Origin of the sequence: Acinetobacter terrae, from assembly GCF_002135195.1 — a bacterium.
GTDB lineage: Bacteria > Pseudomonadota > Gammaproteobacteria > Pseudomonadales > Moraxellaceae > Acinetobacter > Acinetobacter terrae.
Genome location: NZ_NEGF01000007.1, coordinates 1 through 21,539, shown reverse-complemented (window position 1 = coordinate 21,539; position 21,539 = coordinate 1). Strand labels below are relative to the sequence as shown.

At 40.9% G+C, this 21,539-nt stretch carries 23 protein-coding genes; 13 read left to right on the top strand and 10 right to left on the bottom strand.

Annotated elements, in window-relative coordinates; all coding sequences use genetic code 11:
* Window positions 1-65: 65 nt before the first annotated feature.
* The 8 genes from atpE to B9T23_RS09175 all read left to right on the top strand — a co-directional run bounded on the left by atpE (window position 66) and on the right by B9T23_RS09175 (window position 6,419).
* Entirely contained in the window at window positions 66-311 is a 246-nt protein-coding gene (atpE, locus tag B9T23_RS09210) for a F0F1 ATP synthase subunit C (protein WP_000424060.1), read from the top strand.
* 38 nt (window positions 312-349) lie between these two features.
* Entirely contained in the window at window positions 350-820 is a 471-nt protein-coding gene (locus B9T23_RS09205; RefSeq protein WP_067725895.1) for a F0F1 ATP synthase subunit B, read from the top strand.
* Window positions 821-831: 11 nt separating this feature from the next.
* Entirely contained in the window at window positions 832-1,368 is a 537-nt protein-coding gene (locus B9T23_RS09200; RefSeq protein WP_086193904.1) for a F0F1 ATP synthase subunit delta, read from the top strand.
* A gap of 60 nt (window positions 1,369-1,428) precedes the next feature.
* A complete protein-coding gene (gene atpA / locus B9T23_RS09195) occupies window positions 1,429-2,973 on the top strand; it encodes a F0F1 ATP synthase subunit alpha (protein WP_067725899.1) in 1,545 nt (514 codons plus the stop codon).
* Window positions 2,974-3,061: 88 nt separating this feature from the next.
* Complete coding sequence (gene atpG / locus B9T23_RS09190) at window positions 3,062-3,931, top strand: F0F1 ATP synthase subunit gamma (RefSeq protein ID WP_067725901.1); 870 nt, start codon at window positions 3,062-3,064, stop codon at window positions 3,929-3,931.
* 26 nt (window positions 3,932-3,957) lie between these two features.
* A complete protein-coding gene (atpD, locus tag B9T23_RS09185) occupies window positions 3,958-5,352 on the top strand; it encodes a F0F1 ATP synthase subunit beta (RefSeq protein WP_067725903.1) in 1,395 nt (464 codons plus the stop codon).
* A 27-nt stretch (window positions 5,353-5,379) separates the two neighbouring features.
* Entirely contained in the window at window positions 5,380-5,799 is a 420-nt protein-coding gene (locus tag B9T23_RS09180; RefSeq protein WP_067725905.1) for a F0F1 ATP synthase subunit epsilon, read from the top strand.
* Between the two features lie 134 nt (window positions 5,800-5,933).
* Window positions 5,934-6,419, top strand: a complete 486-nt coding sequence (locus B9T23_RS09175; RefSeq protein WP_086193903.1) for a DUF2846 domain-containing protein — start codon at window positions 5,934-5,936, stop codon at window positions 6,417-6,419.
* Between the two features lie 119 nt (window positions 6,420-6,538).
* Here B9T23_RS09175 and B9T23_RS09170 read toward each other — a convergent pair whose 3' ends face one another.
* Both B9T23_RS09170 and B9T23_RS09165 read right to left on the bottom strand, forming a co-directional pair.
* A complete protein-coding gene (locus B9T23_RS09170) occupies window positions 6,539-7,483 on the bottom strand; it encodes a hypothetical protein (RefSeq protein ID WP_086193902.1) in 945 nt (314 codons plus the stop codon).
* Window positions 7,484-7,564: 81 nt separating this feature from the next.
* Window positions 7,565-8,008, bottom strand: coding sequence for an AAA family ATPase (locus B9T23_RS09165; RefSeq protein ID WP_086193901.1), 444 nt, complete (start codon window positions 8,006-8,008; stop codon window positions 7,565-7,567).
* Between the two features lie 348 nt (window positions 8,009-8,356).
* Between B9T23_RS09165 and adhP the strand changes: the two genes are divergently transcribed.
* Window positions 8,357-9,391: an alcohol dehydrogenase AdhP gene (adhP, locus tag B9T23_RS09160; RefSeq protein ID WP_086193900.1), complete on the top strand. Its 1,035-nt coding sequence runs from the start codon at window positions 8,357-8,359 to the stop codon at window positions 9,389-9,391.
* A gap of 58 nt (window positions 9,392-9,449) precedes the next feature.
* Here the strand turns inward: adhP and B9T23_RS09155 are convergent, their stop codons facing one another.
* From B9T23_RS09155 to B9T23_RS09135, 5 genes are all read right to left on the bottom strand, one after another.
* Complete coding sequence (locus B9T23_RS09155) at window positions 9,450-10,070, bottom strand: hypothetical protein (protein ID WP_086193899.1); 621 nt, start codon at window positions 10,068-10,070, stop codon at window positions 9,450-9,452.
* Window positions 10,071-10,216: 146 nt separating this feature from the next.
* Entirely contained in the window at window positions 10,217-10,594 is a 378-nt protein-coding gene (locus tag B9T23_RS09150) for an RcnB family protein (RefSeq protein ID WP_086193898.1), read from the bottom strand.
* 210 nt (window positions 10,595-10,804) lie between these two features.
* Window positions 10,805-11,350, bottom strand: a complete 546-nt coding sequence (locus tag B9T23_RS09145; RefSeq protein WP_086193897.1) for a glutathione peroxidase — start codon at window positions 11,348-11,350, stop codon at window positions 10,805-10,807.
* A gap of 175 nt (window positions 11,351-11,525) precedes the next feature.
* Window positions 11,526-12,074 carry a hypothetical protein gene (locus B9T23_RS09140; RefSeq protein WP_086193896.1) on the bottom strand — a complete coding sequence of 183 codons (549 nt, stop codon included), beginning with the start codon at window positions 12,072-12,074 and terminating at the stop codon, window positions 11,526-11,528.
* A gap of 202 nt (window positions 12,075-12,276) precedes the next feature.
* Entirely contained in the window at window positions 12,277-13,056 is a 780-nt protein-coding gene (locus B9T23_RS09135; RefSeq protein WP_378321002.1) for a helix-turn-helix transcriptional regulator, read from the bottom strand.
* A 162-nt stretch (window positions 13,057-13,218) separates the two neighbouring features.
* On the opposite strand from B9T23_RS09135, the gene B9T23_RS09130 reads away from it, so the two are divergent.
* Complete coding sequence (locus B9T23_RS09130) at window positions 13,219-14,133, top strand: DMT family transporter (protein ID WP_086193894.1); 915 nt, start codon at window positions 13,219-13,221, stop codon at window positions 14,131-14,133.
* A gap of 418 nt (window positions 14,134-14,551) precedes the next feature.
* Here B9T23_RS09130 and B9T23_RS09125 read toward each other — a convergent pair whose 3' ends face one another.
* From B9T23_RS09125 to B9T23_RS09115, 3 genes are all read right to left on the bottom strand, one after another.
* Window positions 14,552-15,121 (bottom strand): L-threonylcarbamoyladenylate synthase, encoded by a 570-nt coding sequence (locus B9T23_RS09125; RefSeq protein ID WP_086193893.1) that lies wholly within the window; start codon window positions 15,119-15,121, stop codon window positions 14,552-14,554.
* Window positions 15,122-15,166: 45 nt separating this feature from the next.
* Window positions 15,167-16,324, bottom strand: a complete 1,158-nt coding sequence (dprA, locus tag B9T23_RS09120; RefSeq protein WP_086193892.1) for a DNA-processing protein DprA — start codon at window positions 16,322-16,324, stop codon at window positions 15,167-15,169.
* A gap of 90 nt (window positions 16,325-16,414) precedes the next feature.
* The gene (locus tag B9T23_RS09115; protein WP_086193891.1) at window positions 16,415-17,572 is read right to left on the bottom strand and encodes a LysM peptidoglycan-binding domain-containing protein; all 1,158 of its coding nucleotides are present in this window, start codon (window positions 17,570-17,572) and stop codon (window positions 16,415-16,417) included.
* 119 nt (window positions 17,573-17,691) lie between these two features.
* Between B9T23_RS09115 and def the strand changes: the two genes are divergently transcribed.
* The 3 genes from def to B9T23_RS09100 all read left to right on the top strand — a co-directional run bounded on the left by def (window position 17,692) and on the right by B9T23_RS09100 (window position 20,891).
* Window positions 17,692-18,222: a peptide deformylase gene (gene def, locus B9T23_RS09110; RefSeq protein ID WP_086193890.1), complete on the top strand. Its 531-nt coding sequence runs from the start codon at window positions 17,692-17,694 to the stop codon at window positions 18,220-18,222.
* Between the two features lie 91 nt (window positions 18,223-18,313).
* On the top strand, window positions 18,314-18,739 hold the full coding sequence (locus tag B9T23_RS09105; protein ID WP_086193889.1) for a DUF2946 family protein: 426 nt from the start codon (window positions 18,314-18,316) through the stop codon (window positions 18,737-18,739).
* Window positions 18,740-18,827: 88 nt separating this feature from the next.
* Window positions 18,828-20,891 (top strand): TonB-dependent copper receptor, encoded by a 2,064-nt coding sequence (locus B9T23_RS09100; protein ID WP_086193888.1) that lies wholly within the window; start codon window positions 18,828-18,830, stop codon window positions 20,889-20,891.
* Window positions 20,892-21,539 lie beyond the last annotated feature (648 nt).

Sequence of the window (21,539 nt, the reverse complement as noted above, 5' to 3'; positions counted from 1 at the left end):
ACGAGATGGTTGGGTACAGTTTTCTAACTTAATTTGGTATAAAACCTAACCTCTGAGGAATTATCATGGAACTCACTTTAGGTCTAGTTGCAATTGCATCTGCTATCTTGATCGCTTTTGGTGCTTTAGGTACTGCGATTGGTTTTGGTCTTTTAGGCGGCCGTTTCCTTGAAGCTGTTGCTCGTCAACCAGAATTGGCTCCACAACTTCAAACTCGTATGTTCTTAATCGCAGGTCTTCTTGATGCTGTGCCTATGATCGGTGTTGGTATTGGCTTGTTCTTCATCTTCGCTAATCCATTTGTAGGTTAATCAGCTTAATTCCTAAATTAAACTATTGAGGAATAGCTATGAATATCAACCTCACATTGATTGGCCAAGCAATTGCATTTGCGATGTTTGTCGCATTCTGCATGAAGTTTGTATGGCCACCACTAATCAATGCGATTAGTGAACGTCAGCGTCGTATCGCTGATGGGCTAAATGCTGCTGAAAAAGCAAAAGCTGACCTTGCCGATGCGCAAGCTCAAGTGAAAGCTGAATTAGATGCGGCAAAAGCACAAGCGGCTCAATTGATCGAACAAGCGAACCGTCGTGGTGCACAATTGATCGAAGAAGCGCGTACTCAAGCATCTGCTGAAGGTGAGCGTATCCGTCAACAGGCGAAAGAAACTGTTGATACTGAAATCAATGCTGCACGCGAAGAATTACGTCAACAAGTTGCTGCCTTGGCAGTTACTGGCGCAGAAAAAATTCTGAACCAGCAAGTTGATGCGGAAGCTCACAATGCCATGCTTACTCAGCTGGCTGCTAAACTTTAAGCGAGGCGATTATGGCTGAACTCTTGACGTTGGCACGCCCGTACGCAAAAGCAGCATTTGCTTTCGCTTCTGAGCAAGGTGCAACTGACAATTGGTCGAATGTGTTACAAGTGCTCAGTGCTGCGGTGCAAGACGAAGCATTTTCCGCTTATTTGAATCGCCCTGAGCTTACTCCTGCTGAGCAGGTAAGTGTTTTTGCAAAAGTTTTAGGTGAGAATCAAACTCAAGAAGTGTCAAACTTTTTGACTCTTCTTGCAGACAACGATCGTTTAGCGTTGTTACCTGAAATTGAAGCAGAATACGAACTGCTCAAATCACAGAATAACAATACTGTGGATGTTGTGATTGAATCAGCATTCCCTGTAACTTCTGTACAAGAACAATTACTGGCTCAAGCGTTAGAGAAAAAATTTAACGCTGCTGTAAATGTTACTGTAGAAGTTAACCCAGCGTTAATTGCGGGTGTTGTTATTCGTGCAGGCGACCAAGTGATAGATGACTCTGCACTTAACAAGCTTGAAAAAATGCGGACTCGTCTTCTTGCGTAATTAGCTGAAAATAGCGACGTATAAGAAGACTGAACTTTAAAAAGATTGAGGTATAGCGCAATGCAACAACTGAATCCATCCGAGATCAGTGCGCTCATTAAACAGCGTATCGGCGATCTGGACACCAGCGCGACCGCTAAGAACGAAGGGACCATTGTTATGGTTTCCGACGGTATTGTGCGTATTCACGGCCTTGCTGATGCAATGTACGGTGAAATGATCGAATTCGACGGCGGCTTATTTGGTATGGCACTGAACCTAGAACAGGATTCAGTGGGCGTCGTTGTTTTAGGTAACTACTTAAGCCTTCAAGAAGGTCAAAAAGCGCGTTGCACAGGTCGTGTATTAGAAGTTCCGGTTGGTCCAGAACTTTTAGGCCGTGTAGTAGATGCTTTGGGTAACCCAATTGATGGTAAAGGCCCTATTGATGCAAAATTAACTGATGCTGTTGAAAAAGTAGCACCAGGCGTAATTTGGCGTCAATCAGTGGATCAACCTGTACAAACTGGTTATAAATCAGTAGATACAATGATCCCTGTAGGCCGTGGTCAACGTGAGTTGATCATTGGTGACCGTCAAACTGGTAAAACAGCAATGGCGATCGACGCGATCATCGCTCAGAAACATTCTGGCATTAAATGTGTATACGTAGCTATTGGTCAAAAACAATCGACTATCGCTAACGTTGTGCGCAAGCTAGAAGAAACTGGCGCTATGGCGTATACCACTGTTGTAGCAGCAGGTGCATCTGATCCAGCAGCAATGCTGTATTTGGCTCCGTACTCTGGCTGTACAATGGGCGAATACTACCGTGACCGCGGTGAAGACGCGTTAATCATTTATGATGACTTGTCTAAACAAGCTGTTGCGTATCGTCAAATTTCATTGCTTTTACGCCGTCCACCAGGTCGTGAAGCGTATCCAGGTGACGTGTTCTATCTACACTCGCGTCTACTTGAACGTGCTTCTCGTGTATCTGTTGACTACGTTGAGAAATTCACTAACGGTGAAGTTAAAGGCCAAACTGGTTCATTAACTGCATTACCGATTATTGAAACTCAAGCGGGTGACGTATCTGCATTCGTACCGACCAACGTAATTTCGATTACAGATGGTCAGATCTTCTTAGAAACATCATTATTCAACGCAGGTATTCGTCCTGCTGTGAACGCGGGTATCTCTGTATCTCGTGTTGGTGGTTCTGCGCAAACTAAGATCATCAAAAAATTGTCTGGTGGTATCCGTACCGCTTTGGCTCAATACCGTGAATTGGCAGCGTTTGCTCAGTTCGCTTCTGACCTTGATGAAGCAACTCGTAAACAACTTGAACATGGTCAACGTGTAACTGAGTTAATGAAGCAAAAACAATATGCTCCTTACTCAATTGCTGACCAGGCTGTTTCAATTTATGCATCTAACGAAGGCTATATGGCTGACGTTGAAGTGAAGAAAATCGTAGACTTTGATGCTGCGTTGATCTCTTACTTCCGTTCAGAACATGCTGCGTTAATGCAAAAAATCGATGAAACTGGTGATTACAACAAAGACATCGAAGCTGCTATCAAAGCAGGTGTTGAAAGCTTTAAAGCGACTCAAACTTACTAATTTTAGCAATTGCTAAAAGCTAGTCGGTTTGGTTCACGGAATCAACCTTCGGAGGCTTGAAAGAGCCTTCGAATACTAGGTTAAGCGTATGGCAAATTTAAAAGAAATTCGCGCCAAAGTAGCCAGTATCAAGAGCACGCAAAAGATTACTCGAGCGATGCAAATGGTGGCTGCTTCTAAAATGCGTCGTGCGCAAGAGCGCATGGCTCAAGGCCGTCCGTATGCCGAAAATATGCACCGTGTAATTGCTCATTTGGTCCAAGCGAACCCTGAATACAAACACCGTTATATGGTTGAACGCCCTGTTAAGCGCGTTGGCTATATCATTGTTTCTTCAGATCGTGGCCTTGCTGGTGGTTTGAACATTAACTTGTTCAAGAAAGTGGTAAAACACGTCCAACAGCAACAAGAGCAGTCAATTGAAGTTCAATTTGCTTTAATTGGTCAAAAAGCGGTTTCGTTTTTTAAAAACTACGGCGGTAAAGTTCTTGGTGCAACGACCCAAGTGGGTGATGCTCCAAGTCTTGAACAGTTATCTGGTTCTGTACAGGTGATGTTAGATGCATTTGATAAAGGCGAGTTAGATCGTATTTATCTAGTGTCTAACGGCTTTGTGAATGCCATGACTCAAAATCAAAAGATTGAGCAACTCGTTCCTTTGGCAGCTGCTGAAGAAGGCGAGAATCTGAACCGTTCATACGGTTGGGATTATATCTATGAACCAGAAGCTGAAGAGCTATTAAATGGTTTGTTGGTTCGCTATATCGAGTCTGTGGTGTATCAGGGTGTGATTGAAAACATCGCATGTGAGCAATCTGCACGTATGGTGGCAATGAAAGCTGCTACCGACAATGCGGGTGACATCATCAAGAGCCTACAACTTATTTATAACAAGCTGCGTCAAGCCGCGATTACTCAGGAAATTTCTGAGATCGTTGGTGGTGCCGCTGCCGTTTAACATTATTTTGAATTGAGGAGACAGCAATGAATAGCGGTCGTATCATTCAGATCATCGGCGCGGTTATCGACGTCGAGTTTGAACGCAACAGCGTTCCTAAGATCTATGACGCTCTCCATGTTGATGGTACTGAAACTACTTTAGAAGTTCAGCAACAACTTGGTGATGGCGTAGTTCGTACTATTGCAATGGGTTCTACTGAAGGTCTTAAACGTGGCCTGAACGTAACTAACACTGGTGCGCCGATTTCTGTTCCTGTAGGTACTGCTTGTTTAGGCCGTATCATGGACGTTCTTGGTCGCCCGATCGATGAAGCTGGTCCTGTTGCTACTGAAGCGCGTTTGCCAATTCACCGTCAAGCACCTTCTTATGCTGAACAAGCTGCTTCTACTGACCTTTTAGAAACTGGTATTAAAGTCATCGACTTGCTTTGCCCGTTTGCTAAAGGTGGTAAAGTTGGTCTGTTCGGTGGTGCGGGTGTTGGTAAAACCGTAAACATGATGGAATTGATCAACAACATCGCGAAAGCTCACTCAGGTTTATCTGTGTTTGCTGGTGTTGGTGAACGTACTCGTGAAGGTAATGACTTCTATCACGAAATGAAAGATTCTAACGTTCTAGACAAAGTAGCAATGGTCTACGGTCAGATGAATGAGCCACCAGGAAACCGTTTACGCGTAGCGTTAACTGGTTTGACTATGGCTGAATACTTCCGTGACGAGAAAGACGAAAACGGTAAAGGCCGTGACGTATTGTTGTTTGTTGACAACATTTACCGTTACACATTGGCTGGTACCGAAGTGTCTGCACTTCTAGGTCGTATGCCATCTGCAGTAGGTTACCAACCAACTCTTGCAGAAGAGATGGGTGTTCTTCAAGAACGTATTACATCGACTAAGTCTGGTTCTATTACGTCAATCCAAGCGGTATACGTACCTGCCGATGACTTAACAGATCCATCGCCTGCTACAACGTTTGCTCACTTAGACGCAACTGTTGTATTGAGCCGTGACATCGCATCTTCTGGTATTTACCCAGCGATCGATCCACTAGACTCAACTTCACGCCAATTAGATCCGTTAGTTGTTGGTCAAGAGCATTATGAAATTGCACGTTCTGTACAGAACGTATTGCAACGTTATAAAGAGCTTAAAGACATCATCGCGATCTTGGGTATGGACGAGCTTGCTGAAGAAGATAAATTGGTTGTTTACCGTGCGCGTAAAATCCAACGTTTCTTCTCTCAACCGTTCCACGTAGCTGAAGTATTTACTGGCGCGCCTGGTAAATTAGTATCTCTTAAAGAAACGATTCGTGGCTTTAAAGGTCTTCTAGCTGGTGAATACGATCACATTCCAGAACAAGCGTTCTATATGGTTGGTGGTATTGACGAAGTTATTGCTAAAGCCGAGAAACTTTAATTAGCTACTCTAATTTAGGAGATTCTCATGGCGACTATGCAATGTGATGTTGTAAGTGTAAAAGAGTCTTTGTACTCTGGCGCTGTAACTATGCTAATTGCAAAAGGTGCTGGCGGTGAGTTGGGTATTATGCCTGGCCATGCTCCGTTGGTAACTTTGCTCAAGCCAGGCGCAATTCGCGTTTTGCTTGAAAATGGTACAGAAGAGTTAATTTATGTATCAGGTGGTATTCTAGAAGTTCAACCGCACGTGGTTACGATTCTTGCAGATACTGCAGTTCGTGCACACGATTTAGATGAAGCGGCAATTATTGAAGCGCGTAAACACGCTGAAACTTTGCTAGCGAATCAAAAGAGCGATTTGGACGCTGCTGCTGCTTTGGCTGCCTTGGCAGAAACTGTTGCACAGTTGGAAACGATCCGCAAAATCAAAAACCGCGCTCAATAAGAGACGGTTCGAGATTGAAAAGCCACCCGAAAGGGTGGTTTTTTTATGTCTATGTTTTTTAAAATAATATTAGTAAATAAAATACATATTTGTTATATTTTATGCTCTTGTAATAAAAATAAGAGGATTTTCGGGTGTCTAATAAAGTTATTATCCCACTATTATTATCATTAGCATTTGTAGGTTGTGCATCTGTTCCTAAAGCAGATCAGCAAGCCGTACAACTACAAAAATCAATTCAAGCACCTCAGGCAGGTAATGCAGGTATTTTTGTTTATCGCTCAAACAATGTAATCGGCTCTGCACTTAAAAAAGATATTTGGGTTAACGGACAGTGCTTAGGTGAAACTGCACGAGGTGTGTATTTCTATAAAGAAGTTGAAGGGGGCAAACCACATACGGTATCAACCCAATCAGAATTTTCACCGAATCATTTAAGCGTGAGTGCTGAGTCAGGTAAAAACTACTATATTCAGCAGTACATTAAGCCAGGCGTATTTATCGGTGGGGCAAATGTTAAGTTAGTCGATGAGGCTGAAGGAAAGCAAGCTATTGAAAAATATAGCTTGGCAGTTGCAGGTACATGCTATAAACCTTCTATTGAATTACCAAAATCTTAAGCCTTAAAAACTGAGTTTGCGATTAAGACAAAGTTTGAGTCGTAAACTCCCCATTCCCCACAACCTTCATCTTAAAAACCTCAGCAAAACTGTTTGAGCTATTTTCCTAAATCAAAAGTCTAGTTTTTATTGTCCTCGAAGAAAGCCTGTCTGAGCTGACCTAACAACAGATGATTCACTCTGTCATTTTGCATCTTAATCATTTGCTTTAATTTTTCAGCTTTTGGTGCATCTTCAGGGATAAAAATGTCTTTTTCAGATTGATCAGCATATGAAACAGGTCGAGGGTTTGCTGCGACCAAATTGGATGAAGCGGGATGTTCAACATGCCAAAGCTGAGTTGAAAGAGCCTTAATGTATTTGTATTCATCCGTATTTGGGTGAAAATGTTTATATAGTTGTAAATCTTGCGACGCTTCTGAACGATTACGTGTTGTAGTTGAGGATGAACTTTGCCATTCAGCAACAATCGGATGAATCTCATGTTGCATTAAATGATAGTTAAGCCAGTCGCCAAGTAGGCTGTGGTCAATATCTGCAACAAAATCGCTATCTTGCTGTACTAACTGTTGTAATTGTTGCAATACGCTAATTTCTTGTTGTTGAAATGCATAACGTGCTCCAGTATCAAGTTGCTCAAACTCTTCAATGGGCAGATCTAGAAAATGTTGTTGCTGTTCAAAAGCATCAACAATATTGCTTTGATGGATATTATTCCATTGTTGTAGAGCATGAATTTCAAGTTGTTGAATTTCTTTAAATGCCTTGCTTTGATAGTGACTGAGCTCAAGACGCTGAATATTTTGCTGGTTGAATTCAATTCGTTGTTTTATGTATTCAACATAAGCACCTTTTTGCTTCGGATTGACCGGTTGAAGGACATCAACCAATAACAATTGCTGTTGTTGATTGTGTTTGAGCCAGTCTTGAATCAGTTGAACATCTTTTATTTGTTTAGAAAAAAACTGATTTAAGCGTGGCGTGGTTTTTTCAGGCATGATGAAATGCAACACGCCATATACCATGATTGCTAAACAGACCACCCCAAGAACAATTTTTTTCATTATATAAAATGTTTTTCTATATTTCTATTTGCACATTTTATAGGAAAAATGAGAAGTGGTTACTGTTTTTTTATAAAAACATCAATTATTTATAGCTGAAATAGAAAACTCTCCATTTCCCACAATCTTCACCTTAAAAATTTCATCAAAACCTTCATCTAAACTGGGTTGTTCTAATTTTTTATAAGTCGCTTTAACACCGACTTCAGGAATATTGGCTTTGCCAATACGTTGATTATTTCGTTGTAAAGTACTGTTTAAATCCGTTTCAAAGAAATAAGAAATCACTTCAAAACCGGCAGCTTTAGCACGCTCAATATAACGTGCGCGATCTGCTTTTGTTGGGTTGGTATTATCAATGACACATTTGGCTTTACCCGCTAAACACGCTTCAAAAATTAGATTTTCACGATGCCGTGTTTTTAGCATATCCAAATTAATTCGCAAATGACTGTGATGCAGATTCAGTAAATAAAAAGAGGATTTACCTGAAGCCTGAACACCGGTAAAAATAATCAGTTGCATGAAAAATCTGCGAACTAGAAAGAGAATCTTCATTAAATCATGCAATCACCAATGTGGCAAAATTCCATTAAAAGACATACATTTTGAATGTTGTGGACGGCGGCTAATCGCTTCAGTATTTTTAAAATGCCTAGAAATCGAGTTTTTATGGGGAATTGATGAATAAGCAATTTATTTTATTCATTTAAATCTTAGCTGAAAGATGCCCTATAGATGGGCTGCAACAATAATTCAAAACGAGCAAATCCTCTACAAAACCCCTACTGTTGGCTATTTATTGCCCGATATAGTGAACTATGGTCTTTAAAAAAGAACCATCTCAGTATGGGTTATATGGAGAGAATCAACATGGCAAATACCATGAAAGCAGCGGTGGTGACTGCATTTAATCAACCACTACAAATACAAGAAGTTGAAATACCAAAAATCAGTCCGGGCAAAGTATTGGTGAAAATCATTGCCACAGGTGTTTGTCATACCGATTTACACGCCATGCATGGTGATTGGCCGGTGAAACCGAGTTTACCCTTTATTCCGGGACATGAAGGCGTGGGTGAAGTTATCGAAATAGGTGAGGGCATTGACCACTTAAAAGTGGGCGATATTGTCGGTGTCCCATGGCTTTATTCGGCTTGTGGTCACTGTGATCATTGCTATGCAGGCTGGGAAACGCTGTGTAAAAAGCAACAAAATTCAGGTTATTCAGTCAACGGAAGTTTTGCCGAATATTGCCTGGCAGATGGTGATTATGTCGGTGTCATTCCCGAAGGTGTCGATCTTCTTGAAATAGCTCCGATCTTGTGTGCAGGAGTCACAGTCTATAAAGGCTTGAAAATGACGGAAGCCAAAACAGGGGACTGGGTTGCCATTTCCGGGATTGGCGGTTTGGGTCATGTGGCGGTGCAATATGCCAAAACCATGGGTTTTAATGTAGTCGCCATTGATGTCGATGACACCAAGCTTGATTTGGCAAAAAGTTTGGGTGCAGATGTTGGATTGAATGCACTTAAAGTCGATGTGAAAGAAGAAGTGTTGAAAGCCACAGGCGGTGAGGGATGTCATGGCGTATTGGTAACCGCTGTATCGCCTAAAGCATTTGAACAAGCGGTTGCCATCGTCCGTCGTGGTGGGACCATGGTTTTGAATGGTTTGCCGCCCGGCACATTCGACTTGTCCATTTTCAATATGGTACTGGAAGGGATTACGGTACGTGGTTCGATTGTCGGAACACGTTTAGACCTGAAAGAAGCACTGGATATTGCTGCGCGTGGCAAGGTCAAGGCCCATATTCATGTGGAACCACTAGAAAATATTAATGATATTTTTGACCGTATGGAGCACGGGAAAATCGACGGGCGTATTGTGATCGATATGAGACTTTAAGGATCAATTTTATTAGACCAATTCGGCTCAACTGAATTGGTCTAAATTGGTTTAAGTATTAGCTTTCCTGATTTTGTTCATTTGAGTCTTGTTCGTTCTGTTCTGGTTCATCCTGTCCTTGTGGAATCATCATCCCGGCCAATTTGATCATTTCCATTTGAATGCTGCCCATCTGTTTTTCGATTTTCTTGAAATCGACCTGACTCAAATCCACTTCTCCATTTAAAAATGGAGTAGCAAGGACTTGCTGATTGGCTTGCATGATATTTTGACGAATCGAATCAATTTCCTGACTTTTCAGGTTCAAACCAGTGAGTGCCTGATTAAAACCCGTCAGTTGTTGTTGCAGGGTTTTGGCAGTAGTTTGTAGCTGCTGTTGATCTTTGTCGTTGATTGCAGTTTCTAAATCAGTTTGAGTTTGCTTGAGCTGCTCAACATAATCGCCAGCTTTCAGCTGCATATCTGCAACGTCACGCACGATATAAAACATATTGCCACTTTTCAGTTCAGCCTTAGATGTTTCTGCTGATTCTTTAGAAACCTGTTCAGATACTTCGCTTGATTGTGAAGTTTGGTTTTCTGTTGAATCAGGAGAGTTGGCTTGCTCGCAACCCATCAACAAAATGCCCGCACTAAACATCACAAAAGGAGAAACCACATTTTGGATGAATTTTTTCATAATCAATTCATATCATTACTTTAATGCTGCTTAATATAAGGGTGAAATGTGTAGAAAAAACCGATTGTTGCAAAGCGATAACAAATTTATTTTCAGGCATTAAAAAAGAGTGCCGAAGCACTCTTTTTTCACCGAGATTGCTGGAATTAACCACCAATAATTTTGATGATGCTATGGCTCATCACATTGATTAAAACATAATCGCCATTCACTTTAATCCATTGCTGGTTTCTACCGGGTTTACTCAGTTTTTTAAATTTTTTGTGGTCTACTTTATAGCTTTGAGCATAGTATTGACTTGGTACTTTTTGCCCCACTCTCCAGTCATGTGACGGATTCACCGCTTTTTTATGTGCAGCATTATGGTGTTGCTGAACAGGTGCTTTATGGTGACTTTGAGCAGACTGTTGGCTATGTTGCTGGTTGTGTTGTTGCGAATGATGATCTTGTGGAGCAGCCATTACAGGTGCAGCAACCAAAGCAGTAGATAATGATAAAACGATTGCTTTTACTAGAGTATTCATACTTCACCTTGTGTTCATGGCGGTTTGTTTATAGGTTCAGCTTATGCCTAAGTTATTGATAGATGGTGAAGAGAGTGTTGTTGAATAATTAAAATAAAGGATAAAGTGTGAAGTATTAAAGTGTGAGTTTTTATGTGATTAAGTTTTTGTTTTTGAATAAAAAATGTAAGTATCTATAACCGGTATAGATACTTACATTACTGTTACAAATTACTTGGCAAGTTCTGCATTAACCGCATCAACGATACGTGCATCATCTGCAGTAATATCCGGTGCGAAACGCGCCATAACTTCACCATTTTTATTGATCAGGAATTTTTCAAAGTTCCACAGCACTTCCGGTTTAGGATTCGGGGTTAAACCATAATCAACCAAATCTTTCCACCACGGACCTTCGCCAATACGTTCTGGAATAGCTTGAGTCAAAGTTTGATAAAGCGGGTGCTTGTCTTCCCCGGCAACCGAAATTTTAGAAAACAGTGGAAAATTGACTTGGTAATTGAGTGAACAGAATTCCTGAATTTCTTCATCAGAACCCGGTTCTTGTGCCAAGAAGTTGTTGGCAGGAAAACCTAAAATCTCAAGTCCTTGCTCTTTCTTTTCTTTATACAGTTTTTCCAAGCCTTCATATTGCGGTGTAAGACCACACTTAGATGCGGTATTTACAATGAGCAGAACTTTACCTTGATATTGGTTCAGTGTGGTGTCATTGCCTTGAATGGTTTTGACAGGAATGTCATAAACGGATTGGCTCATTCTGTTGTCCTTAAATGCTTGAGATTATCACTGTTTTGTTTTAACGGTTATTGCGCCTATCGACAAGCATTTATTAGGGCTTGTTGATAATTTAGTATTTGTGAGAAAATCTTATTATTGATAAATGAATTAAAAAACAGGCCGATAGACCTGTTTTTTAGATATTAACCCAAGATTATGGGGCTGTTTTCGCTTTGGTTTGCAAAGCTTGCATTTCAGTAACCAATTCTTTTTGCAATTTAGTGGCCCGATTTTGCAGTTCAGTGATTTTTTTGCTATCGGGTGTATTGGCAATACTCGCTTCAGAAAGTTCTATACCAATATTATTGGATTCTTTGATTTTGTCGCGGACAGCATCAAGCTCTGAACTTTTCAGCTTTAAAGCATCGAGGTCTTGATTAAAGCGTGCAATGTAGGTTTTCATGTCCGCAACAATCGCATTTAAAGAAGCTTTATCACTTTTTTGTGCAGCTTCATTGGCTTTATTTTGCAAGGCTGATGCTTCTTTGGCTCGACTGTTGGAGAGCGTTTCAATTTGCTTTAAATCATTTTTAATATCTGCGGCATTGTTTGAGCTTAAGGCAGCGGTTGCGGGTTGAGTGCTAGCAGGGGGAGTTGCCGCTGGGCTAGTCGATGACGATGCAGGTGCTTCATTTGGTTTTTTATCACACGCCGTTAATGCCATAGCCGCAAAACACAGTGAAGCCAGTAATCGTTTTTTCATAACGCATCCTCACAAGTTTAATTCAATCATCAAACCTGATTCTATTTATTCAAATTTAAAAATACGGCACATACTAAGTTGAGTATGGTTGTCGTTGAGTATGGTTATCAAAATCGCATACTTCTCTGGCTGCTGACTATGGTTTTTTTGTTGGGTTATCTACCGAAAATTGCAAAAAAGGTAATTTAAAGTCATGTAAATATTAGACATCACGCAGCTGTGCAGGGGTTTGTTCGGTATAGCGTTTAAAGAATTCAATAAAGCTGGAACTGTGCTGATAACCCAGTTCATAGGCCAGTTTTTTCACGGTCTTGCCTTGGCGAATCTGAGTGATCGCATATAAAATTTTCGCCCGATTACGCCATTCAGATAAGCTCAATTGTAATTCTTGCTGGCTTAAACGTAGTAAATGCCGTTCGCTTATGGATGAGTTGCGGAGCAGTTGCTGCAAACTTTTGTGAAATAGCTGCGGATTGGCTAATTGCTGTAAGAGCGGCTTAAGCAAGACATGACTGGTTTGCGGTAAATAATGCTCATAAGCCGGTGCAGTTTTCAGTTGATCCATCAGCACTTGTAATAAATGCCGATAATGTGTGGTTGTTATGCCTTGCTGTTTTTGTTCTAAAATTTCATGTATCAAATGCCGAAGAAAGGGGCGAATACTTAAAGTTTTGCTGCAAGATGCAAAATGTTCAGAGAGTGACGGATGGATTCGAATACAGACATAATGGGTGATTTGTTCATCCAGTGCGATAGAAGCATGTGCTGTTTGAGGCGGCAACCAGAGGCCGTAATTCGGTGGTGACAGATAAATTTGTCCTTCAATTTCATATTCCAGAATACCGTTCAAACTAAAATTGAAATCGCCCCATAAGGAACTGTGTGGCGCAACAATTTCATCCTTTTGATAAAAGAAATCATCCACTTCTATATATTGTTCAATATGTTCCAGCATGTGAATGTCCTTGTTTCTGGTTTTTATATGTCACTGCATCAATTTTATAAAGATCATGAATTTTACTTACACAGCAGTGAAGCGATCTATAGGTGTCTGTAGCTCGATATGAATGTCTGAAATCCGATATTCTAATTATTTCAGACTTCAGTAAAAATGAATACTGGATATTCAAGTACAGGAAAGGACATGGCACAGCAAAATAAAACCGTCTGGTGGGCACTCGGTTTGCCATTACTGGCGGTTTTAATCTGGTCAATGAATATCACGGTGACACGCTATGTGGCAGATTATATTTCTCCTGTCAGTATAAGTTTTTATCGTTGGCTAATCGCTTTCCTGGTTTTAACACCCTTTATGTTGGCTAAAGTCTGGCGTGAACGTCAGTTGGTTATGCAGCACTGGAAACAGCTCGCAGTATTGGGGGCTTTTGGCATGGTACTGTACCAAGGCTTGGGTTATACCGCAGCGCATTATACGACGGCGACCAATATGGGCATTATTAATGCCTTTATTCCAGTGTTTACCATCTTTGTTTCCATGCTCATGCTCAAGGAGATTCCTAACCGTTTTGCAGTGGTGGGCAGTATTTTATCTTTTGCCGGTTTGCTCTATGTGATGGCACAGGGAAATCCGCTGAATCTGGTGCAGTCAGGTGGCCATCTTGGCGATGTCATGATGGTACTGGCAGTATTTTTCTATGCTTTTTATGGCGTGTTCCTGAAAAAGTGGCAGCTACAAATTCCATTAATGATTAGTTTATATGTGCAGATTGTTTTTGCTTTGCTTTACCATTTGCCCTTTGTTTTGTGGTTAGGATTGGATGCGATTGATCAACACAATGTCGGCAGTGTTGTCTATGCCGGTATTTTCCCTTCCTTGATTGCACCCTTGGTGTGGATGATGGCAGTACAAATGATTGGACCGAATCGAACCAGTATTTTTATGAACTTGATGCCGGTCTGTACTGCGATTATTGCCAATCTGTGGTTAGCTGAAGCTTGGACGATTTATCACAGTATGGGTGGCGTGGTCATTTTGCTGGGAATTTTATTGGCGCAAAAGAAAGTGGCGACAGTAGAAACAGTAAAATTGAATGCTTAAATTAAAAAAATAGATTAAAAAAACAACAAATGAATTAATTTTTTTCACTCATTTTTAATTGAATTGGGAGATGAATAATCGTTTTAATCATAGCTTGAAACGATTATTTATAAAAAAGATGATTAAAAAATAGTGAGATAATTTAAATTGTTAAGAAAATATGATGAATGTTTCATAGTTTTTAAGTGTTTTATAAGATAAATAATATATTTGTATAGAAGCACAATTTATTAGATAATATTTATATCGTGAATGTTTAAGTATTTCTTAATAATATTTAAACTTTTGCAACCAGATTTACAGACCCTCTGGATGTGATTTATGCACATCCTTTTTATGCTCAGCCGTCCCTATATGGTTGAGCTTTTTTTTGTCCAAAAATTGGTATTTGTCAATCTAGTCATCAAAATGATCCGCTTTAAGCGCGGATCACTTCACCTGTTTCAGCATCAATAATTCGGCTTGGTTCTTGGCTGAGACCCAAATCACCATTCAAATAATTAATTTGAGTTGAGAAATATTGATTGGCTTCTTGAAGTGAGTGTGCAGGGTTGCCGCCGGCAGGATTGGCACTGGTCGATACAATAAAACCATTAAACGCATTGCATAGCGCCACGCATAAAGGGTGGGTGGTGACACGAACCGCCACTTTAGGATGGTTACCTTTAATCCATTTTGGAATATGCTCACCTGCAGGAAGTAACCAGGTGGTCGCTCGTTCAGTCGGTGAGCGATGACCCCAGGAATCGATCACTTTTTCACGCATTTCTGCAGTGAGGGGTTCTAAGAGATGTTCAACTTGCGCAATTTGTGCCGCCAATAAAATCACCCCTTTTTCAATCGGGCGTTGCTTTAAGCGTAAAATTTCCAGGAAAGCCTGTTCATTAAAAGGATCACAGCCTAAGCCCCAAACTGCCTCTGTAGGGTATGCTAAAACCTGTCCTTGTTTTAAACATTGAGCAGCTTCGGCAACAGAGGTGGTAATCATTGGATCTTATCCCTTTAAATACATTTAAGCGGGATATTGTGAACCTTATTTGCTTGGGCGACAACGTAGATATAAACCTGCCTGTTGCATACATAAGCCAAGTAACTCTAATTCCATCAGTTGACTAGTCAATGTGCCGATATCTGATTGCTGTTTAGCAATAATGTCATCTATGTTTTGCCCCACCCAATCCAGCTGGTTATAGAGTGGCGTTAAGTGAATTGGTAATGCTGTGGGTGCTTCGGTTGGTACTTGGAGGCTATTTGAATTTTTGGATTGTTCAATCTGCTGTTGATTCTGCCATTGGGTGGGCAGTGCCAAGTCTTCAATCACTTGCTCTGGATGGTCGACTAAAATGGCACCTTCACGAATCAGTTGATGACAGCCTTGATGATGTTCACTATAAATATGACCTGGAATAGCAAAAATCAATTTACCTTGTTCGGCTGCCCATTTCGCCGTAATTAAAGAACCACTTTTCAGTGCCGCTTCTGCAACAATCACACCAAGACTTAAGCCACTCACCAGACGGTTGCGCCGTGGAAAATGCTGTTGTAAAGGCGGTGTTCCGGGTAAAAATTCAGTCACCACTGCACCTGACTGGGCAATAATCTGTTGTCGCAGTTGCTGATGCTGTGTCGGATAGGTTTGGTCCAAGCCTGTGCCCATGACGGCAATGGTTCGACTGTGACGTAAAGCTCCTTGATGTGCCGCTTCATCAATCCCTTCCGCCAAACCACTAATAATGTAAAAACCTTGATCACTTAAATAATAGGCAAAATCATAAGCCACTTGTCGCCCGTGGGCACTGGGTTTTCGACTGCCGACAATCGCAATTTGAGGTTGTAACAGTGCTTGAGCATCACCTTGACCAAACAGAATAGGCGGTTTATCTGCATAGGGCAGCAGTTGAGTCGGGTAATCTGGATGTTCGAGAGTGAGAATAAAGTCGCTATGTTTTTGAATCAGGGCAACACAATGCTGAAATTGCAGCTGAGATTCAGGAAGATGAAAATCTCGCAGGCGCTGAATATGATTTTTGTGAATACCAAGCTTTTGCCACGTTTCAATTTGATCAGGCTGTGTTGCCTCAGCTAGATGGGGATAGTATTTATTAATTTTATAAAAGCTGGTTATCGAGTGTTGTAGCAGAAACCATAAACGAATGTAATCCAGCTGCAAGGAGCTTAATGAATTGAGCATAACGAGACCTTTAAATATGTCTTCTTTTTATTGTTTAAAAAATAAAATGAGGCTGAATCTCAGCCTCATTTCTAGATTTCGATTTAAGGATTATTCATCCATAAGTGGTGGCTGAATTCCAGCACCGACTTTAATCGGTAATTCACTATCAAGTACATAAGCATAGCTTAAGTTTTCAAAGCTTTTGAATACCATGATGTTACCGATACGTTGCCCAGGTAATTGAACCCGTTCTTTTGTTTTCGGATCGGTGACGACTTCACCTTTTTGGTTGACAGTCAGCACGTGTCCAACTTGAACACCTTGCAAGCTACCACGGTCAATGGTCACTACGCTGTGTTTTGCCGCTGTCCCGATGGAACCCATCACGCGAACAACTTGCCCCCCTGCAACCACATCTTCTGCATTGGTTGGATAGAACAAGGTTGGCAACATTGGATCATATTCAGGAAGAACCCGATCACCACGACGAACTTCAGCATTATAAGTATCTGTCAGTTCAAGGGTAGTAATGTCATTTTCACCGCGAACAGCAATGCCTGATGCAACTTGAATTAACTCAAGACCGGCATTGTATTTTTTACCCTTGGCATCCGTAAACATATACGGTTCGCCTTCACGGTAAACTGCATAGCGTTGACCGATTTCCAGACCATTTCCGCGTGCATAAACCGTTTGACCTTTAGCAGCAAGAACACGTTGATCCGCAGTACCTAAAATGTATGGCGTACCTGTAATAGATTCAGGAGCCACAATGGTGCTACGTTCTAACCAGTGTTTGATATATTCCAGTGGAATCACGGGAATGGCATTATTTAAAGATTCAACCCGAACTTGAGGTTGGAGCTTGGTGCTGCCACCAGTATAACGACGGATAATCCCTTCACAGCCATCACCCTCATCTTTACCAATAAGCGGTTTGCCATTATAGGTACACATGAGCAGGCGATCGCCCGGGAAAATCCAATGTGGATTTTTCACGTGTTTATTGCTTGCCCAAATTTCAGGCCACCGCACTGGATTTTTTAGAAATCTTTTGGAAATATCCCATAAAGTATCACCTTTTTTCACCACATAGACTTGCGGCGCACCGGCTTTTAATGCAGGTGGATTGATATTTCGAGCAGGTGCCGCTTCAGCTACACTGACAACGCCGACCCCAACACTTACGCAAACGGCAAGTGCCAATAATTGTTTTTTAAACCCCAAGGCACTAAAAGTTGGCATGCCCTTCAAAACCTTTTTCATTATCATAATTCCTAAAATTATGTATGTAGTTGCGTTATAATAACGATATTACACACATTTTTTTGATGAAGCATTCCTTCATTTTGTTTTTTGATCAATGGCATAAGTGAGGACACCGTATGGCCTTATTACCTATTTTAAGTTTCCCGGATCCCCGTCTTCGTACCATTGCTAAACCAGTCGAAGAAGTCACTGATGAAATTCGTCAGCTTGCAGCAGATATGTTTGAAACTATGTATGAAGCACCCGGCATTGGTTTGGCTGCAACACAAGTGGACTACCATATTCAGCTGATTGTTATGGATTTATCTGAAAATAAAGATCAACCCATGGTATTTATTAACCCCAAAGTTACCCCATTAACTGAAGAAACTCAGCCCTATGAAGAAGGGTGTCTGTCAGTACCTCAAATATACGATAAAGTTGAGCGCCCGTCACGTGTAAAAATCGAGGCAATTAACCTTGAAGGTCAATCATTTGAGATGGAAGCAGACGAACTTCTCGCTGTTTGTATTCAACATGAAATGGATCACTTAAATGGCAAGTTATTTGTTGATTATTTATCGCCGTTAAAGCGTCAACGTGCACGTGAAAAAGTCGAAAAAGTTGTTCGTCAACGCCAAAAAGAGAAAGTTGAGGTAAAACGATAAGCACCAATATTCAGATAAAATGAAAATTAACAAAGCCCAATTTTGATTGGGCTTTGTTATACTTGGACGCGACAAATTTTAGGGTTTACCTGTGCTTTTACGTAGTGGGTTACTGCTATCTTGTATAGCCGTATTTTTACAGATTGCTGTTTTTTTACAGCCCTTGCTGCCGAAGCAATATCAGATTGCTCCGGTCTGTGAAACCATTACGCGTGCATTATTACTCAGTTCTACTTCCATTCATCAAACTTCTTCTGAACATTCCCATCATTCAGTAAAGCAAGACACACAACTGCATGAGCAGCATGCAGGGCATGACCATGATGCCAGTCATAAGTGTCAGTACTGTACCGTTTACGGCAATTTGGTTTTGCCACCTGAATTAGAAGTCAAAGAAGTTTTAGATCGTATTCAAATTCGTTTATTGGCATTCCAAAAGACTTTTAGTCATGTCTGGTTTGTTTTACAACGACTCTTTCTTCTGCCCCAAGGGCGAGCGCCACCACTATTTGCATAAATCAAAAGGTATTTTCGGGTCTTGACTGACTCTAGCCCTTGCGCTGCTTCAACCGCAGCTCGTATTTATGTATTAGTGAGATTGAAAAATGGCTCAGCCAAAATTCTTTTTACAGCCACTTGCGGCTGCGATTTGTGTTGCTTGTTATTCAGCTTCAGTATTTGCTCAAGAGCAAACAGCAATCATCCAGACTTTAGCCCCAATTGTGGCAACCGCACATCAAGGCAATGATGCTAATGGTTTGATTGTGCATGCAGATCCTAAACAGCCGATTCAACCGATTCCAGCCAGTGATGGCGCTGATTATTTGCAAAGTATTATGGGATTCAGCTCGATTAAAAATGGCGGCACCAATGGTGATGTAACATTCCGCGGTATGTTTGGTTCGCGTATTAAAATTTTAGCGGATGGCACAGAAAATCTGGGCGCCTGCCCAAACCGGATGGATGCGCCAACTTCTTATATTTCACCGGAAAGCTATGACCGTATTTCTGTGATTAAAGGTCCGCAAACGGTTCAATATGCCAATACCGGTTCGGCTGCGACGGTCATTTTTGAACGTAACCCTGAACAATTTGATGCTGATAAAAACTACCGAGGTCAAGCCAGTGTCTTGATGGGTTCATATGGTCGCCTTGATCATAATGTTGAAGCCGCAGTAGGAGATGAACAGAAATATATTCGTTTGAATGCCAATCGCTCAGTTTCAGATAGTTATAAAGATGGTGATGGCAATGCTGTTCCTTCGGATTGGGAGCGCTGGAATGCTGATGTAGCGTTAGGTTGGACACCGGATGAAAACACGTGGGTCGAACTTACCGGTGGGAAAGCAGATGGTGAAGCAGTCTATGCGGGACGTGAAATGGATGGCTCGCAATTTGCTCGTGAAAGTTTGGGACTTCGTGTAGAAAAGAAAAATGTCACCGACGTCATCAAGAAAATTGAAGCGCAGGTGAACTACAGCTTTAATGATCATGTTATGGATAACTTTAGCTTACGTGAATTTAACCCTAGCGGGATGATGACAATGCCCATGGCATCAAATGTCGCACGAGAAACCTTGAATGCACGTCTGGCTGTGACACATGAATGGAACAAGCTACAATTTATTAGCGGTTTAGATAGTCAAAACAATGAACATTCTAAGCGCAGCGGCAGTTTAATGGCACCGTATCAAGATCAAGCGCGTAATAAAGATATGAAATTCCGCTCTTATGGTGCTTTTAGCGAACTCAGTTATCAGTTGAGTGATCAAAATAAATGGGTGGGTGGTGTCCGTGTCGATCAGGTCAATGTAAAGGATTTGCGTTCGGAATCTTTAGAGAAAAGATATAATCGCAAACTAGACAAAACATTGCCGAGCGCATTTCTCCGTCTTGAAAATCAGCATCCAGAACATGATGCCAAAACTTATATCGGCGTAGGTTATGTCGAACGTATGCCTGATTATTGGGAACTGTTTAGTACCGCGCATGGTAATGCAGGTTCGGTCAATGCTTTTAATGGGATAGATACGGAGAAAACCCTACAGCTTGATTTGGGTTATCAACATGAACATGGCGCACTCAGTTCTTGGGTATCGGCTTATACAGGCTTAATTAATGATTATGTTTTAATGAGCTATCACGTTCATGCCATGCCTGGAATGATGAGTCATGGCAAAACGGCAGGTGCTAAAAATGTGGATGCGACCATTGCCGGTGCAGAAGCAGGTGTAGGCTATCAATTTACAGATCATCTGCAAGCCGATGTCAGCGCGATGTATGCTTGGGGTAAAAACACCACAGACGATAAGCCTTTACCGCAAATCTCACCTTTGGAGGCACGTATCAATCTGCGTTATGTGCAAGATCAATATACCTTGGGTGCATTGTGGCGTGTGGTAGATAGTCAAAATCGTATCAGTAAAGATCAAGGCAATATTGTGGGTTATGACTTGGGTGAAAGCAGTGGTTTTGGAACATTATCACTGAATGGCACCTATCATGTTTACGATGGGGTAGACCTTTCTGTGGGTATTGATAACGTGTTGGATAAAACCTATAGCGAACACTTAAATAAAGCGGGGAGTGCTGGCTTTGGTTTTGCAGCTGATGAGCAATTTAATAATATTGGTCGTAACTACTGGGCACGTATCAGTATGAAATTCTAATTCAAACTGAATTTCTTTAACAAAAGCCATTACTGTCTCAGTGATGGCTTTTTTTTCTAGATAAATAGGCAATCGGTTAGATCTTTTTTAATGGGTTTATTTTGCTTGATCACACCATTTTGCTTATTAAATAACAGAAATGTCGAAGAAAGCAGCAAGAATCGTTCTCTAAATAAGCATCAATTTGAGATTTTATTTTATAATCTTAATAAAATCAGTGCGTTGTTTTGTTTTGACTGCAGGTTTTAAATGAGAAATCAAAAATATAAAAATAATTTAAAATTAATTAATTATATAAAACAATAACTTATATTTTTGTTGGAATATAAAACCAACAGCTAAATAAAAACTTTTAAAAACATGCTTGCAAGCCATCTAAAATGCTGTAGAATGCACATCCATCGGCGGTGATGTTGATTAAAACTTGTTGAGAAACAAGGATTTAGCCTAAAAGGTTTGAATCTGAAAGTCTTGAGGAAGTTGAAAATTAATCAATAAAACCTGTTGACTTTCTTTCAATAGAGAGTAATATAGCCGACCTAGCTTGCTGCTGACGAAGTAGCAAGAAGATCATTAAGAGATTATGAAGAACAACTTGTGTGGATTTTTACCGGTTGATCGATCGAAATTATTTTCATTGATTGATGG